General features: G+C 53.0%; 14 protein-coding genes and 1 pseudogene. 14 read left to right on the plus strand and 1 reads right to left on the minus strand.

Annotation, left to right across the window (positions count from 1 at the left end; genetic code table 11):
• Positions 1 to 306: 306 nt before the first annotated feature.
• The 3 genes from udk to asmA all read left to right on the plus strand — a co-directional run bounded on the left by udk (position 307) and on the right by asmA (position 3,515).
• Entirely contained in the window at positions 307 to 948 is a 642-nt protein-coding gene (gene udk, locus ACQ29O_RS07875; protein ID WP_000132082.1) for a uridine kinase, read from the plus strand.
• A 90-nt stretch (positions 949 to 1,038) separates the two neighbouring features.
• Positions 1,039 to 1,620 (plus strand): dCTP deaminase, encoded by a 582-nt coding sequence (gene dcd, locus ACQ29O_RS07880; protein ID WP_001234783.1) that lies wholly within the window; start codon positions 1,039 to 1,041, stop codon positions 1,618 to 1,620.
• A 38-nt stretch (positions 1,621 to 1,658) separates the two neighbouring features.
• The gene (gene asmA, locus ACQ29O_RS07885; RefSeq protein ID WP_001252257.1) at positions 1,659 to 3,515 is read left to right on the plus strand and encodes an outer membrane assembly protein AsmA; all 1,857 of its coding nucleotides are present in this window, start codon (positions 1,659 to 1,661) and stop codon (positions 3,513 to 3,515) included.
• Positions 3,516 to 3,600: 85 nt separating this feature from the next.
• Here asmA and ACQ29O_RS07890 read toward each other — a convergent pair whose 3' ends face one another.
• Entirely contained in the window at positions 3,601 to 5,181 is a 1,581-nt protein-coding gene (locus ACQ29O_RS07890; RefSeq protein ID WP_000454721.1) for a TerC family protein, read from the minus strand.
• A gap of 674 nt (positions 5,182 to 5,855) precedes the next feature.
• Between ACQ29O_RS07890 and ACQ29O_RS07895 the strand changes: the two are divergent.
• The 11 genes and pseudogenes from ACQ29O_RS07895 (at position 5,856) to fcl (ending at position 16,870) form a co-directional block, all read left to right on the plus strand.
• Positions 5,856 to 6,994 (plus strand): annotated as a pseudogene (locus ACQ29O_RS07895) (polysaccharide export protein).
• A 5-nt stretch (positions 6,995 to 6,999) separates the two neighbouring features.
• A complete protein-coding gene (gene wzb / locus ACQ29O_RS07900) occupies positions 7,000 to 7,449 on the plus strand; it encodes a low molecular weight protein-tyrosine-phosphatase Wzb (RefSeq protein WP_000482226.1) in 450 nt (149 codons plus the stop codon).
• Complete coding sequence (gene wzc / locus ACQ29O_RS07905) at positions 7,446 to 9,605, plus strand: tyrosine-protein kinase Wzc (protein WP_000137237.1); 2,160 nt, start codon at positions 7,446 to 7,448, stop codon at positions 9,603 to 9,605. The genes wzb and wzc overlap by 4 nt, the downstream gene beginning before the upstream one ends.
• 86 nt (positions 9,606 to 9,691) lie before the next feature.
• Positions 9,692 to 10,534 (plus strand): colanic acid biosynthesis glycosyltransferase WcaA, encoded by an 843-nt coding sequence (wcaA, locus tag ACQ29O_RS07910; protein WP_000205695.1) that lies wholly within the window; start codon positions 9,692 to 9,694, stop codon positions 10,532 to 10,534.
• A gap of 2 nt (positions 10,535 to 10,536) precedes the next feature.
• Positions 10,537 to 11,025 carry a colanic acid biosynthesis acetyltransferase WcaB gene (gene wcaB, locus ACQ29O_RS07915; RefSeq protein ID WP_000888724.1) on the plus strand — a complete coding sequence of 163 codons (489 nt, stop codon included), beginning with the start codon at positions 10,537 to 10,539 and terminating at the stop codon, positions 11,023 to 11,025.
• Positions 11,022 to 12,239 carry a colanic acid biosynthesis glycosyltransferase WcaC gene (gene wcaC, locus ACQ29O_RS07920; protein WP_001023838.1) on the plus strand — a complete coding sequence of 406 codons (1,218 nt, stop codon included), beginning with the start codon at positions 11,022 to 11,024 and terminating at the stop codon, positions 12,237 to 12,239. The genes wcaB and wcaC overlap by 4 nt, the downstream gene beginning before the upstream one ends.
• On the plus strand, positions 12,214 to 13,428 hold the full coding sequence (gene wcaD / locus ACQ29O_RS07925) for a colanic acid polymerase WcaD (protein ID WP_000091392.1): 1,215 nt from the start codon (positions 12,214 to 12,216) through the stop codon (positions 13,426 to 13,428). The genes wcaC and wcaD overlap by 26 nt, the downstream gene beginning before the upstream one ends.
• A 12-nt stretch (positions 13,429 to 13,440) precedes the next feature.
• Entirely contained in the window at positions 13,441 to 14,187 is a 747-nt protein-coding gene (gene wcaE, locus ACQ29O_RS07930; RefSeq protein WP_020936910.1) for a colanic acid biosynthesis glycosyltransferase WcaE, read from the plus strand.
• A gap of 15 nt (positions 14,188 to 14,202) precedes the next feature.
• Positions 14,203 to 14,757 (plus strand): colanic acid biosynthesis acetyltransferase WcaF, encoded by a 555-nt coding sequence (gene wcaF / locus ACQ29O_RS07935; protein WP_001153608.1) that lies wholly within the window; start codon positions 14,203 to 14,205, stop codon positions 14,755 to 14,757.
• Between the two features lie 23 nt (positions 14,758 to 14,780).
• Positions 14,781 to 15,902, plus strand: coding sequence for a GDP-mannose 4,6-dehydratase (gmd, locus tag ACQ29O_RS07940; protein WP_000048164.1), 1,122 nt, complete (start codon positions 14,781 to 14,783; stop codon positions 15,900 to 15,902).
• A 2-nt stretch (positions 15,903 to 15,904) separates the two neighbouring features.
• Positions 15,905 to 16,870: a GDP-L-fucose synthase gene (gene fcl / locus ACQ29O_RS07945; protein ID WP_001041687.1), complete on the plus strand. Its 966-nt coding sequence runs from the start codon at positions 15,905 to 15,907 to the stop codon at positions 16,868 to 16,870.
• Positions 16,871 to 16,872 lie beyond the last annotated feature (2 nt).

The following is a 16,872-nucleotide window of genomic DNA, read 5'->3' on the forward strand; positions in this document are numbered from 1 at the left end:
AACGTCGCGGAATACCGGACGCGTCAGTTTACTCTGTGATTATGCTAGTATAAACGCGTAATGATTTATACGCTGGCTGAATATAAATTGTGGCTCCCGGCGTATTCCTCCTCCAGACGGGGCGATAAATCCGCTGTCCGCGTTAAAACTGAACGCTTTTACGTCGCGACGTCGAATACGCCGCCAACAAATTCACCGTGGCATAGCGCCGGACTGGTATCGCGCTGCTGAAATCCCTATAATTGCCGCGTTTGGCGTTTCGGCGCCCCCCTTCCTTACATCCAGGTTAATCAGGTCGCTAAATTTATGACTGATCAGTCTCATCAGTGCGTCATTATCGGTATCGCTGGCGCATCGGCTTCCGGCAAGAGTCTTATTGCCAGTACCCTTTACCGCGAATTGCGTGAACAAGTGGGTGACGAACATATTGGCGTTATTCCCGAAGACAGTTATTACAAAGATCAAAGCCATCTGTCGATGGAAGAACGCGTAAAAACTAACTATGACCATCCGAATGCGATGGATCACAGCCTGCTATTTCAGCATCTTCAGGCGCTCAAGCGCGGTTCGGCGATTGAATTACCGGTATACAGTTATGTTGAGCATACCCGTATGCAGGAAACGGTTCGCGTAGAACCGAAGAAAGTGATTATTCTTGAAGGTATTCTGTTACTGACCGACGCGCGTTTGCGTGAAGAGATGAACTTCTCTATTTTTGTCGATACGCCGCTGGATATCTGTTTGATGCGCCGTATCAAACGCGATGTGAACGAGCGTGGTCGCTCAATGGATTCGGTGATGGCGCAATATCAGAAAACGGTGCGTCCGATGTTCCTGCAATTTATTGAGCCTTCCAAACAATATGCGGATATTATCGTGCCGCGCGGCGGTAAAAACCGCATCGCTATTGATATTCTGAAAGCGAAAATCAGCCAGTTCTTTGAATAAATCTGGCGAATTGTGTACCGTTCAGTGATAACCTGGTTAGCCCTTGATGTGCTTGATTTAAGGGCTTGATGCGCGAAAGGAGAAAGTGCCATGCGTTTATGCGACCGAGATATTGAAGCCTGGCTGGATGAAGGCCGTTTGTCTATCACCCCGCGACCTCCCGTAGAGCGCATTAACGGCGCGACGGTCGATGTACGTCTTGGCAATAAATTTCGAACCTTCCGTGGCCATACGGCGGCGTTTATCGATCTGAGCGGGCCGAAAGACGAGGTCAGCGCGGCGCTGGATCGAGTGATGAGCGATGAAATCGTTTTGCCGGACGGCGAGGCATTTTATCTGCATCCGGGCGAGTTGGCGCTGGCTGTCACCTTTGAATCCGTTACCCTGCCGCCGGATTTAGTGGGCTGGCTGGATGGTCGCTCCTCGCTGGCGCGTCTGGGATTGATGGTGCATGTGACGGCGCACCGTATCGATCCCGGCTGGTCGGGCTGCATTGTGCTTGAGTTTTACAACTCCGGGAAGCTGCCGCTGGCGTTGCGTCCGGGTATGCTCATCGGCGCGCTGAGCTTTGAGCCGCTGTCCGGCCCGGCGGCGCGGCCTTATAACCGCCGTCAGGATGCCAAATATCGCGATCAGCAGGGCGCTGTCGCCAGCCGGATTGATAAAGACTGAGCCATTCGGCGCAATACTGCCGGTCCATTGAGGGTAGCATGAGACGATTTCTGACGACGCTGATGATTCTCCTGGTCGTGCTGGTGGCCGGATTCTCTGCGTTGGTATTGTTGGTCAATCCGAATGATTTCCGCGCCTATATGGTGCAGCAGGTTGCCGCGCGTAGTGAATACCAGTTGCAACTGGACGGGCCGCTGCGCTGGCACGTATGGCCGCAACTCAGCATCCTTTCCGGGCGAATGACGCTAACGGCGCGAGGCGCCAGCGAACCGCTGGTGCGGGCTGACAATATGCGCCTGGATGTCGCTTTATGGCCGCTGTTGAGTCATCAGCTTCATGTTAAGCAGGTGATGCTGAAAGGCGGGGTGATTCAACTGACGCCGCAAACGGAAGCGGTACGCAGTGATGATGCGCCGGTCGCGCCGAAAGATAATACCTTGCCGGACGTAGCGGAAGATCGCGGCTGGTCGTTTGATATTCGTAGCCTGCGCGTTGCCGACAGCGTGCTGGTTTTCCAGCATGAAAATGATGATCAGGTCACGGTGCGCGATATTCGTCTGAATATGGAACAAGATGCCGAGCATCGCGGCACGTTTGATTTTTCGGGACGCGTGAACCGCGATCAGCGGGATCTTGCTTTATCGTTCAGCGGAACGGTGGATGCTTCCGATTATCCGCATAACTTAACCGCGGGTATTGAGCAACTGCGCTGGCAATTGCAGGGCGCGGATTTACCGGCGCAGGGGATTGAGGGGCAGGGACAGCTGCAGGCGCAGTGGCAGGAGGCGCAAAAACGTCTTTCATTTAACCACTTAAATTTAACGGCGAATGACAGTTCTCTGACCGGACACGTTCAGGTAACGCTGGCGGAGCAGCCGGAATGGCAAATTGACCTCCAGTCCAGCAAGCTTAATCTGGACAACCTGTTGCCGCATCATAGCGCCGTGGCTCAGACGGGCGGCGCGGTGTCGCAGGGGCAAAATACGCTCCCCCTGACCAGGCCAGTTATCGCGTCGCGTGTTGGTGCGCCGCCTTATCAGGGGCTGCAAAGCTTTACGGCGGAGATTGCTTTACAGGCGGATTCAGTTCGCTGGCGGGGAATGGACTTTACCCAGGTTTCGACGAAGATGTCTAATCAGGCCGGATTGCTGGATATTACCGAGTTGCAGGGGAAACTGGCCGACGGAGAGATGTCGCTACCCGGCACGCTTGACGCCCGCACCGCCAGTCCACGCATCGAGTTCCACCCTCGCCTCAACCATGTTGAGATTGGGACTATCCTGAAAGCCTTCAATTATCCGATTAGCCTGACCGGTAAGATGTCGCTGGTTGGCGATTTCTCCGGGGCGGATATTGACGCGGAGGCATTTCGCCACAGCTGGAAAGGAAAAGCGCATGTTGACATGAGCAATACGCGCCTCGAAGGAATGAATTTCCAGCAACTGGTGCAGCAGGCCGTAGAGCGAAGCGGCGGCGACGCGCAGCAGTCGCAGGAAAATATGGACAACGCGACCCGACTGGATCGCTTCACGACCGATCTGACGCTAAATAAGGGCACGCTGACGCTCGACGACATGGTCGGGCAATCTTCTATGCTGGCGTTAACCGGCAGCGGAACGCTGGACCTGGTTAAGCAGAGCTGTGATACGCAATTTAATCTGCGTGTGCTGGGCGGCTGGAACGGCGATAGCAACCTGATCACCTTCCTGAAAGAGACGCCGGTGCCGCTGCGCGTCTATGGCAAGTGGCAGGAGCTGAACTATACCCTGCAAGTGGATCAGTTATTGCGTAAGCATTTACAGGATGAGGCGAAGCGTCGGCTCAACGACTGGGCGGAGCGCAATAAAGATACCCGCAATGGTAAAGATGTGAAGAAACTGCTGGATAAGCTGTAGTTTTTGGCCAAAGGGCAGAGCCGGATGGCAAGGCTAACGCGCCTCCGGCCTGCCTGGTAAGCAGGCCGGGGCAGGTGAACAGGCGTTACATCTCCTGGTCTGGCTCGCCGTTATGCAGCGGAATTAACTGCACTTTCTGCACTCGATGGCTTTCTACCTGCAATGTTTTCAGCAAATAATCACCCACCTGAACCTCTTCACCGGTTTGCGGTATGCGCTGCAAATATTCCATCAATAATCCGGCAATCGTATGGTATTCCCGTTTTTCATCCAGCGGTAGCGGCACGTACTGCACCAAATCCTCCAGCGGCATATGGCCGTTTGCTGTCCAGGAACCGTCCGGGTTCTTCTGAATATCGTGGCGGGCGTCAATTTCCTCGACTTCATTCGGCAAATTACCGGCGATAGTCTCCATGACATCGCTTAATGTCACAATGCCTTCAACCGAGCCAAACTCATCTACGACAAAGGCAAAATGGGTTCTGGCGTTACGGAACTGCTCCAGCGCAGGCAGCAGCGGCAATGTTTCCGGGAAAACCAGCGGTTGGCGAATCAGCGCCCGCAGGTTGAGCGGTTCGCCGCGCAGCGATTGTTGCAACAGATCGATGACGTGGACGACGCCGAGTAAATCTTCCTGTTCATTCTCACCCGTCACGACCAGACGCGTATGCTGGTTCTTTTCCAGCAGAGCGCGGATTTCCGCTTCCGGCGCGTTGAGATCGATATGCTCGATATCGTGACGCGACGTCATGATGCTACTTACGGTGCGCTGGTTGAGATTCAGCACCCGCTTAATCATCCTGCGCTCCTGCGGATTAAAAATCTGGCTGTCGTCATGGTCTGCCAGCATCGCGGCGGTTTCCGCATCCAGTTCGGCATCCTCTTTTTTACCGCTAATCAGCCGCATCACGGCCTCCGTTGTGCGCTGGCGCAGCGTATGGTTAGCGGAAAGAAAACGGCGGCGGTTAAAAATAGCCAGTTGGTTGAGCGCCTCGATCATCACCGAGAAGCCGATAGCCGCGTACAGATACCCTTTCGGAATGTGGAAACCAAACCCTTCCGCCACCAGGCTAAAGCCGATCATTAGCAGGAAGCTAAGACACAAAATGACAATGGTGGGATGGTTGTTCACAAATCGGGTCAGTGACTTGCTGGCGAGCAGCATCAGGCTAATGGCGATTATCACGGCCGCCATCATGACCGCCAGGTGATCGACCATCCCCACGGCGGTAATCACGGAGTCGAGAGAAAAGATAGCGTCCAGCACCACGATTTGCGCGACCACCGCCCAGAATTTCGCCCCCTTACGCTGGGTAGGGTTGGCGCTATCTTTCCCTTCCAGCCGTTCGTTGAGCTCCATGGTGGCTTTAAAGAGCAGGAAGAAGCCGCCGAACAGCATAATCAGATCGCGGGCGCTAAAGCTTAACGCCTGTACGCTAAAAAGCGGCTTAGTCAAGGTGACCAGCCACGAGATTGACGCCAGCAGCAGCAGGCGCATGATCATCGCCAGTATCAGGCCGGTAATGCGCGCGCGGTCGCGCTGCCCCGGCGGTAGTTTTTCAGCGAGGATGGCAATAAAGACCAGGTTATCAATGCCGAGAACAAGTTCGATAACGATTAACGTTACCAGTCCGGCCCAGATTGACGGATCGGCAATCCATTCCATAGTAAGAGCAATACCTTCTGTAATATGATAATTGTCACAATTCGATCATGGATAATACGGCGGAAAAATGCAATGCCGCAGCGCAATTTATCTTTGTTACTCGGCTATAAAATAACTTTAAAATAGCCGTAATGTTTCTGTCAGAAATTAAATAATGTCAAGAATATATTTAGGAAATATCGCAGGTGGAGTGGAGTAAATAAATATTGTCAACATCAATAAAATCCTAAAATCATCTGTTAATTCATTTAATATTAATCTTAAAAATATAGAATGGCGGGTTTGTTACCTTGCCTGTCATTAGGTTAGCTGCAACAATTCTTGCAGGATTAAGATAGCGCTCTTAAATATCCTGTCACGACATCGAGAAAACTATTAATACGTAACCTTTATTTCGCTGAAGATTTTTATCTGAACGAGGATAAAATCTGAGGGGAATGCGAAAATTTAGAATAATCAGTGTATTGGTAGCTAAGAAGCCAGGGGCGGTAGCGTGCCTGAAAGCCTGAATATAAGCCTTTATTATTCTGTCAATAGCCTGCGGATGAATTGATTTTTTTTCAGAATGATGCCAGTTAATTTTCTCTGCCATTAACTGCAAGGTAAATGTGCACGGACGAAGCCGCTATTTAAATTGCACAGGATAATGACTCTGCCAAAGTGATAAATAATCAATGATGAAATCCAAAATGAAATTGATGCCATTATTGGCGTCGCTCAGCTTGATAAGTGGTTGCACAGTACTTCCGGGCAGCAATATGTCTACGATGGGGAAAGATGTGATCAAACAGCAAGACGCTGACTTTGATCTCGACCGGATGGTCAATGTGTATCCGCTGACGCCACGGCTGGTTGAGCAATTACGCCCGCGGCCCAATGTCGCGCAACCGAATATGTCGCTGGACCAGGAGATCGCCAGCTATCAGTATCGCGTCGGGCCTGGCGATGTGCTGAATGTCACCGTCTGGGATCACCCGGAATTGACCACGCCAGCGGGCCAGTACCGTAGCTCAAGCGATACCGGCAACTGGGTACAGCCGGACGGCACCATGTTTTATCCCTACATTGGCAAGGTTAGCGTCGTCGGTAAAACTTTGTCAGAGATTCGCAGCGATATTACCGGGCGTTTAGCGAAGTACATCGCGGACCCGCAGGTGGATGTCAATATCGCCGCTTTCCGCTCGCAAAAAGCGTATATCTCCGGCCAGGTGAATAAATCCGGTCAGCAGGCCATTACTAACGTACCGCTAACCGTCCTGGATGCGATTAACGCCGCGGGCGGCCTGACCGATATGGCGGACTGGCGCAACGTCGTGTTGACGCACAACGGCAAAGAACAGCGCATTTCGCTACAGGCGCTGATGCAAAATGGCGATCTTAGTCAGAACCGCTTGCTCTACCCTGGCGACATTCTGTATGTGCCGCGCAATGACGATCTGAAAGTCTTTGTCATGGGCGAAGTGAAAAAACAGAGCACCCTCAAAATGGATTTCAGCGGCATGACGCTCACCGAAGCATTGGGCAATGCGGAAGGCATCGATCTGACCACCTCCAACGCCAGCGGCATTTTTGTGATTCGTCCGTTGAAAGGCGAGGGGGAACGCGGCGGCAAGATCGCCAATATCTACCAGCTTGATATGTCTGACGCCACGTCATTGGTGATGGCGACGGAATTCCGACTTCAGCCTTACGATGTGGTGTACGTCACGACCGCGCCGGTTGCTCGCTGGAACCGTCTGATCAATCAGTTGCTGCCAACCATTAGCGGTGTCCGTTATATGACGGATACGGCAGCGACATTCATTCCTGGTAATCGTTATGTTTAACAAAATCTTAGTGGTCTGTGTGGGGAATGTTTGCCGTTCCCCGACGGCGGAACGTTTGCTAAAACGCTTTCATCCCTCGCTGACGGTTGCGTCCGCAGGATTAGGCGCGCTGGTCGGCAAAGGCGCCGATCCTGCGGCGGCGAGCGTGGCGAGCGCCCACAATCTGTCTTTGGAAAATCACTGCGCAAGGCAAATTTCCGCGCGTCTGTGCCGGGAATATGACCTGATTCTGACGATGGAGAAACGTCACATCGCCGCCCTGTGCGACATTGCGCCGGAAATGCGCGGCAAGGTAATGCTGTTTGGTCACTGGGACAGCGAGCGTGAAATACCGGACCCGTATCGCAAAAGCCGCGATGCGTTTGAGGCGGTGTACACATTACTGGAAAGGTCTGCCCGCCAGTGGGCGCAGGCACTGAATGCAGAGCAGGGAAAACCATGACAGAAAAAGTAAAACAATCTGCGGCGGTTACGGGTAGCGATGAAATCGATATCGGGCGCCTGGTCGGAACGGTGATTGAAGCGCGTTGGTGGGTGTTGGGGACGACGACCATATTTGCGCTGTGCGCGGTAATTTATACGTTCTTCGCCACGCCCATCTATAGCGCCGATGCGCTGGTGCAGATTGAACAAAACGCCGGTAATTCGCTGGTACAGGATATCAACAGTGCATTAGCGAATAAGCCGCCGGCTTCCGATGCGGAAATTCAGCTCATTCGATCGCGCCTGGTGCTTGGGAAGACCGTTGACGATCTGGATCTGGATATTGCCGTCACCAAAAACACCTTTCCGCTGTTCGGCGCCGGGTGGGAACGGCTGATGGGGCGTCACAATGAAATGGTGAAAGTCACGACATTCACCCGACCAGAGACGATGAGCGGACAGATCTTCACCCTCAAAGTGCTGGGCGACAAACGTTATCAGTTGGTTAGCGACGGCGGATTTAGCGCGCAGGGCGTTGTGGGCCAGCCACTCAATAAAGACGGCGTGACGATGCAGGTAGAGGCGATTGACGCCCGTCCTGATACAGAATTTACGGTGAGTAAATTCTCAACGCTTGGCATGATTAATAACCTGCAAAATAACCTCACCGTAACGGAAACCGGCAAAGATACCGGCGTTCTGAGCCTGACGTTCACGGGAGAGGATCGCGACCAGATCCGCGAAATTCTCAACAGTATTACCCGTAACTATCTGCAACAGGATATTGCGCGGAAATCTGAAGAGGCGGGGAAGAGCCTGGCGTTTCTGGCAAAACAACTGCCGGAAGTCCGCAGCCGTCTGGATGTGGCGGAAAACAAGCTAAACGCTTTCCGCCAGGATAAAGACTCGGTGGATTTACCGCTGGAGGCGAAGGCGGTGCTCGATTCGATGGTTAATATCGACGCCCAGTTGAATGAGTTGACGTTTAAAGAGGCGGAAATTTCCAAGCTCTTTACCAAAGCGCATCCGGCCTACCGCACCCTGCTGGAAAAACGTAAAGCGCTGGAAGATGAAAAAGCCAAACTGAACGGGCGGGTGACGGCAATGCCGAAAACCCAGCAGGAGATTGTGCGTTTGACCCGCGATGTGGAGTCCGGCCAGCAGGTTTATATGCAACTGCTTAATAAACAGCAGGAGCTGAAAATCACCGAAGCCAGCACCGTTGGCGATGTGCGCATCGTTGACCCGGCGATTACCCAGCCGGGCGTGCTGAAGCCGAAAAAGGCGTTGATTATTCTCGGCAGCATTATTCTGGGATTAATGTTATCGATTGTCGGCGTGCTGCTGCGCTCGCTGTTTAATCGCGGTATCGAAAGCCCGCAGGCGCTGGAGGAGCACGGGATCAGCGTCTATGCCAGTATTCCGCTGTCGGAATGGCAAAAAGCGCGCGATAGCGTCAAAACCATTAAAGGGATTAAGCGTTACAAGCAGAGCCAACTGCTGGCGGTGGGCAATCCGACCGATCTGGCGATTGAGGCGATTCGCAGCCTGCGCACCAGCCTCCATTTCGCCATGATGCAGGCGCAAAATAATGTACTCATGCTCACAGGCGTCAGCCCCTCTATCGGTAAAACCTTTGTTTGCGCCAACCTGGCGGCCGTCATCAGCCAGACGCATAAACGGGTATTACTGATCGACTGCGATATGCGCAAGGGCTACACCCATGAACTGCTCTGCACCAATAACGTGGACGGCTTATCTGACATTCTGGCGGGCAAAGGCGAGATAGCCTCCTGCGCGAAACCTACGGCGATCGCTAATTTTGATCTTATTCCGCGCGGTCAGGTGCCGCCTAATCCATCGGAACTGCTGATGAGCGAGCGCTTCGGCGAGCTGATCGCCTGGGCAAGCAGCCGCTACGACCTGGTATTAATCGACACGCCGCCGATTCTGGCCGTGACGGACGCCGCGATTGTGGGTCGCCACGTCGGGACGACGCTGATGGTGGCGCGTTATGCCGTCAACACCTTAAAAGAGGTGGAAACCAGTCTGAGCCGTTTTGACCAGAATGGCATTCAGGTCAAAGGCGTCATTCTCAACTCCATTTTTCGCCGGGCGACGGGCTACCAGGATTATGGTTATTACGAGTATGAATACCAGTCAGATTCCAAATAAAAAATAAGGCGTGCCGGATGGCGCGGCCTGTGACTGTAGGCCGGACAAGCGTAGCGCCATGCGGCAAAACTATCTGGGGAATAAGCATGACAACAGACAATCCGCTGATCTCAATTTATATGCCAACCTGGAACAGGCAGCAGTTGGCTATCCGGGCGATTAAATCAGTACTACGTCAGGACTACCGCCACTGGGAGATGATCATCGTGGATGATTGCTCCTCGTCTTATCAGCAGCTACAACAATTTGTTGAGGAGCTGAACGACCCGCGCGTCCGTTATACCCATAACGCCAGGAATACCGGCGCCTGCGCGGTTCGCAACCAGGCCATTATGCAGGCTCAAGGACACTACATTACCGGTATTGATGATGACGATGAATGGACGCCAAACCGTCTGAGCGTGTTTCTGGCCCATAAACACCAGTTGACTACGCACGCCTTTTTGTATGCCAACGACTATGTGTGCGAGGGCGAGGTCTACTCTCAGCCTGCCAGCCTGCCGCTGTATCCGAAATCCCCTTATTCGCGCCGCTTGTTCTACAAGCGCAATATTATTGGCAATCAGGTTTTTACCTGGGCCTGGCGTTTTAAAGCGTGTTTGTTCGATACCGAACTCAAGGCGGCGCAGGATTACGACATTTTTCTGCGCATGGTGGTGGAGTATGGCGAACCGTGGAAAGTTGAAGAGGCGACGCAAATTTTACATATCAACCACGGCGAGATGCAGATTACCTCTTCGCCGAAAAAGTTCTCCGGCTATTTCCATTTTTATCGTAAGCACAAAGATAAATTCGATCGCGCCAGCAAAAAATACCAGCTTTTTACGCTGTACCAAATTCGCAATAAGCGAATGACCTGGCGCACGTTGCTGACGTTGCTCTCCGTGCGTAACAGCAAACGCCTGGCGGCCGGGCTGCGGGGGCGATAACGATGTTGGAAGACTTACGCGCGAATAGCTGGAGCTTACGCCCCTGTTGCATGGTGCTGGCCTACCGTATCGCTCATTTTTGTTCCGTCTGGCGCAAAAAGAATGTGCTGAATAATCTGTGGGCCGCGCCGGTGCTGGTGCTGTATCGCGTGATCACGGAATGCCTGTTCGGGTATGAAATCCAGGCCGCCGCGACCATTGGTCGGCGGTTCACTATCCATCATGGTTACGCGGTAGTGATTAACAAACATGTCGTCGCCGGCGACGATTTTACCATTCGCCACGGCGTCACCATTGGCAATCGCGGCGCGGACAGCCTGGCTTGTCCGGTGATTGGTCACGGCGTTGAGCTGGGGGCGAATGTCATCCTGCTTGGCGATATTACTATCGGTAATCACGTCACGATTGGCGCGGGTAGCGTGGTACTTGACAGTATTCCGGACCATGCGCTGGTGGTGGGAGAAAAAGCACGGGTGAAGGTCAGCACATGAATATTCTGCAATTTAATGTACGGCTGGCGGAAGGCGGCGCGGCGGGAGTGGCGTTGGATCTCCATCTGCGGGCGCTGCAAAAAGGGCTGACGTCACGTTTTGTCTATGGTTATGGCAAAGGCGGAAAAAAAAGCGTCAGCCACCACCGTTATCCGCAGGTGATAAAACAGACGCCGCGCGGCACGGCAATCGCTAATATCGCGCTGTTTCGTTTCCTGAATCGCGATCTGTTTGGCAATCTCGACAATCTTTACCGCACGGTTATCCAGACATCCGGCCCGCTGGTGCTGCATTTTCATGTTCTCCACAGTTACTGGCTAAACCTGGCGGATATCGTGACGTTTTGCGAAAAAGTCAAAGCGCAAAAACCGGACGTCACGCTGGTCTGGACGCTGCACGATCACTGGAGCGTCACCGGGCGTTGCGCCTTCACCGACGGTTGCGAGGGCTGGAAAAGCGGCTGCCAAAAATGTCCGACCCTAAGCAATTATCCGCTGGTCAGGGTGGATCGGGCGCACCAGCTTATTGGCGGCAAACGTCAGCGCTTTCGGGACATGCTGAGGCTGGGCTGCCAGTTTATTTCGCCGAGCCAGCATGTGGCCGAGGCCTTTAACAGCGTTTATGGCGCGGGACTCTGCCGGGTGATTAACAACGGTATCGATCTGGCGACCGAGGCGATTCTCGCGCAACTATCACCTGTGCCGCTGAATCCGGGCAAACCGCGGATCGCCATTGTGGCGCATGACTTGCGTTACGACGGCAAAACTGACCAGCGTCTGGTACACGACATGATGGCGCTGGGCGAAAAAATTGAACTGCATACCTTCGGTAAATTTTCGCCTTTTACCGGCCAAAACGTTGTTAATCACGGTTTTGAAACCGATAAGCGCAAATTAATGAGCGCGCTCAATGAGATGGATGCGCTGGTCTTTAGCTCGCGGGTCGATAACTATCCGCTGATCTTGTGTGAAGCGCTCTCGATCGGCGTACCGGTGCTCGCTACCCACAGCGAGGCGGCGCAGGAGGTGCTGGCGAAATCCGGCGGCCAGACCTTTGCCGCTACAGATGTACTGCGCCTGGCGCAGCGGCGTAAGCCAGAGATTGCTCAGGCGGTATTTGGCGCCACGCTGGACGCCTTTCGTATGCGTAGCCGCGTCGCGTACAGCGGTCAACAGATGCTGGAGGAGTATGTCTCGTTCTATCAGAATCTGTAGCTATCTGCTGCTGCCGCTGATCTACCTACTGGTCAATGTCAAGATTGCCCAACTGGGGGAAAGCTTTCCCATTACCATCGTCACTTTTTTACCGCTGTTGCTGCTGTTATTTGTGGAACGCATTAGCGTAAAAAAATTGATGATCGCCTTAGGCATCGGCGCGGGGCTTACGGCATTTAACTTCCTGTTCGGCCAGTCGCTGAATGCCGGTAAATATGTCACATCCACGATGCTGTTTGTCTATATTGTGGTCATTATCGGGATGGTCTGGAGTATCCGATTCAAAACCATTTCCGCGCATAACCACCGAAAGATTTTGCGTTTTTTTTATCTGGTGGTGGGTATAGTGGTCGCGCTCGCCGCGGTTGAGATGGCGCAAATTATCCTTACCGGCGGCAGCAGTATTATGGAAGGAATTTCGAAATATCTCATTTACAGTAATAGCTACGTACTGAACTTCATAAAATTTGGCGGTAAGCGTACCACTGCGCTTTATTTTGAACCGGCATTTTTCGCTTTGGCACTAATCTCAATTTGGCTGAGCATCAAACAGTTTGGTATCAAAACACCGAAAAGCGATGCTATGATTCTGGCAGGGATAATATTATCAGGATCATTTTCAGGGGTAATGACCTTTATCCTGTTTTACCTTCTGGAGTGGGCGTTCCAATATTTGAATAAGGATGCGATAAAGAAAAAACTTCCACTGGCGCTGGTCTCATTAACCCTGTTTTTGGTTGGGGTAATTATTGCATTTCCTTATATCGCGACACGACTTGGCGATTTAGGGACGGAAGGCTCATCTTCTTATTATCGTATTGTGGGCCCCTTAGTCATGGTCGGATATTCCTTGACCCATATTGATGGTGTAGTCAGATTTGGCTCACTTTATGAATATGTCGCATCATTCGGAATCTTTAACGGTGCGGATGTCGGGAAAACCATAGACAATGGATTGTATCTGCTGATTATTTATTTTTCCTGGTTCGCAGTGCTAATGACGCTGTGGTATATGGGGAAAGTTTTAAAAATGGCGCTAAATGCGTTTGGCGATAATCGCAATTTTCGGGTACAGCTCTATCTTTTTACGCCGGTGTCACTGTTTTTTACCGGTTCAATATTTAGCCCGGAATATGCTTTTTTAATCGTCTGTCCGTTCATTTTGCGCAAGGCGTTAAAAATTTCATAACGGGGTGGTGGCATGTTTTTAAGCGTCGTTACCGTCGCCTTTCGCAATTACGAAGGGGTGGTAAAAACCTGGCGCTCGCTGCGCAATCTGGCGCGCGATCCGGGTCTGTCATTTGAATGGATCGTAGTGGATGGCGGTTCGGAGGACGGCACGCGCGAATTTCTGCAAAAACGTCACGGTGAGTTTAACCTGCGTTTTATCAGTGAAAAGGATCGCGGTATTTATGATGCCATGAACAAAGGCATTGCGCTGGCGCAGGGGCGTTATACCCTGCTTCTTAATTCCGGTGATGCGTTCCATGATGATGCCGCGCTGTTTGTCCGCCAACTGGCGCGGCAAAAGGGCGAGGCGATGTATATTGGCGACGCGCTGCTGGATTTCGGCGGCGGGCATAAAATACGCCGGAAGGCTAAACCCGGGTATTATATCTACCATAGTTTGCCAGCCAGCCATCAGGCGATATTTTTCCCGACGGCAGCGTTAAAAAAGTATCCTTATGATCTGCAATATCATGTTTCTTCAGATTATGCGCTGGCGGCCCGTCTTTATAAAGCAGGCTATCCTTTTCGGCGAATTAACGGACTGGTATCTGAATTTTCGATGGGCGGCGTGTCAACCTCGAATAATCTGGAATTATGTCAGGATGCAAAAAATGTACAGCGAAAAATATTACGTGTGCCAGGATTTTGGGCGCAATTATCCTATTTATTACGTCTGAAAACGACGGGTAAAACAAAAGCGCGGTATAACAAAGTCTAATCACCGGGAGTTATTATGCAGGATCTTAGCGGCTTTACGGTGCCGAAGGGGTTCCGCGGCGCTAATGTGCTAAAAGTACAATTATGGTGGGCGGTACAGGCGACATTATTCGCCGGGTCGCCGCAAATATTGTATCGCTGGCGAGCCTTTTTGCTGCGTCTGTTTGGCGCCAAAATTGGAAAGAATGTGGTTATTCGACCGTCAGTAAAAATTACCTATCCGTGGAAATTAACCGTCGGCGATTATGCCTGGGTAGGCGACGACGCTGTGTTATATACGTTGGGTGAAATTAATATTGGCGCACATGCGGTCATTTCACAAAAAGGGTATTTGTGCACCGGTAGCCATGATTATACCAGCGCCCATTTCGATATTAACGCCGCGCCGATTGTTATTGGCGAAAAATGTTGGCTGGCGACCGATGTTTTTGTCGCGCCCGGCGTGACGATAGGTCATGGCACCGTCGTCGGCGCGCGCAGCAGCGTATTTAAATCATTACCGGCAAATGCGATTTGTCGGGGCAATCCCGCAGTGGTAACGCGCCAGAGCGTTCAGAAAGTTACTCCCTAACGGGACTATTTGAGGAAATGAAAATGTCAAAAGTCGCTCTCATTACTGGCGTAACCGGACAGGATGGGTCTTACCTGGCAGAATTTCTGCTGGAAAAAGGGTATGAGGTGCATGGTATCAAGCGCCGCGCGTCATCGTTTAATACCGAGCGCGTGGACCATATTTATCAGGACCCGCACAGCTGCAACCCGAAATTTCATCTGCATTATGGCGACCTGACCGACGCCTCCAACCTGACCCGCATTTTACAGGAAGTGCAGCCGGATGAGGTCTACAACCTGGGCGCGATGAGCCATGTGGCGGTGTCGTTTGAGTCGCCGGAATATACCGCCGATGTGGATGCGATGGGCACGCTGCGCCTGCTGGAGGCGATCCGCTTCCTCGGTCTTGAAAAGAATACGCGGTTCTACCAGGCCTCCACCTCTGAACTGTACGGGCTGGTGCAGGAGATCCCGCAGAAAGAGACCACGCCGTTCTACCCGCGTTCCCCCTATGCGGTGGCGAAACTGTACGCCTACTGGATCACCGCTAACTACCGTGAATCCTACGGTATTTACGCCTGTAACGGCATTCTGTTTAACCACGAGTCCCCGCGTCGCGGCGAAACCTTCGTCACCCGTAAGATCACCCGCGCCATCGCCAATATCGCCCAGGGACTGGAGTCCTGCCTGTATCTCGGCAACATGGACTCGCTGCGCGACTGGGGTCATGCGAAAGATTACGTGCGGATGCAGTGGATGATGTTACAGCAGGAGCAGCCGGAAGATTTCGTGATTGCCACCGGCGTGCAGTATTCCGTGCGCCAGTTTGTGGAGCTGGCGGCGGCGCAACTGGGGATAAAACTGCGCTTTGAAGGCGAAGGCATTAATGAGAAAGGGATTGTGGTATCCGTTACCGGACACGATGCGCCGGGCGTGAAACCGGGCGATGTGATTGTGGCCGTTGATCCGCGTTATTTCCGTCCGGCGGAAGTGGAAACCCTGCTGGGCGACCCGTCCAAAGCGCATGAGAAACTGGGCTGGAAACCGGAAATCACCCTGTCGGAGATGGTCTCCGAGATGGTGGCGAACGATCTGGAGGCCGCGAAAAAACACTCACTGCTGAAATCTCACGGTTACGAGGTGGCCATCGCGCTGGAGTCCTGAGAATGAATAAGCAACGAATTTTTGTGGCGGGCCATCGCGGGATGGTGGGCTCCGCCATTGTACGGCAGCTTGCGCCGCGCGGCGACGTGGAACTGGTGCTGCGCACCCGCGATGAGCTGGATCTGCTCGACGGGCGCGCGGTACAGGCGTTCTTTGCCGGGGCGGGTATCGACCAGGTTTATCTGGCGGCGGCGAAAGTGGGCGGCATTGTCGCCAACAACACATATCCGGCGGATTTTATCTATGAAAACATGATGATAGAGAGCAACATTATTCACGCCGCGCACCTGCACAACGTGAACAAACTGCTGTTTCTCGGTTCGTCCTGTATCTATCCGAAACTGGCAAGGCAGCCGATGGCGGAAAGCGAGCTGCTGCAGGGGACGCTGGAGCCGACCAACGAGCCGTATGCCATCGCCAAGATCGCCGGGATTAAATTGTGCGAGTCCTACAACCGGCAGTACGGTCGCGACTACCGTTCGGTGATGCCAACCAACCTGTACGGCCCGCATGACAATTTCCATCCGGACAATTCACATGTGATCCCGGCGCTGCTGCGCCGCTTTCATGAGGCCGCGCAGAGCCACGCGCCGGAGGTGGTGGTGTGGGGCAGCGGCACGCCGATGCGCGAATTTCTGCACGTTGACGATATGGCGGCGGCCAGCATTCACGTGATGGAGCTGGCGCGCGAAGTGTGGCAGGAGAACACCGCTCCGATGCTGTCGCACATTAACGTCGGCACTGGCGTGGACTGCACCATCCGCGAGCTGGTGCAGACTATCGCAAAGGTGGTGGGTTACCAGGGCCGGGTGGTGTTCGACGCCACGAAGCCGGACGGCACGCCGCGTAAATTGCTCGACGTCACGCGCCTGCATCAGCTTGGCTGGTATCACGAAATTTCACTGGAGGCAGGGCTTGCCGGTACTTACCAGTGGTTCCTTGAGAATCAGCACCGGTTCCGGGGGTGACA

Source organism: Salmonella sp. GDC200615, assembly GCF_050574145.1.
GTDB lineage: Bacteria > Pseudomonadota > Gammaproteobacteria > Enterobacterales > Enterobacteriaceae > Salmonella > Salmonella enterica.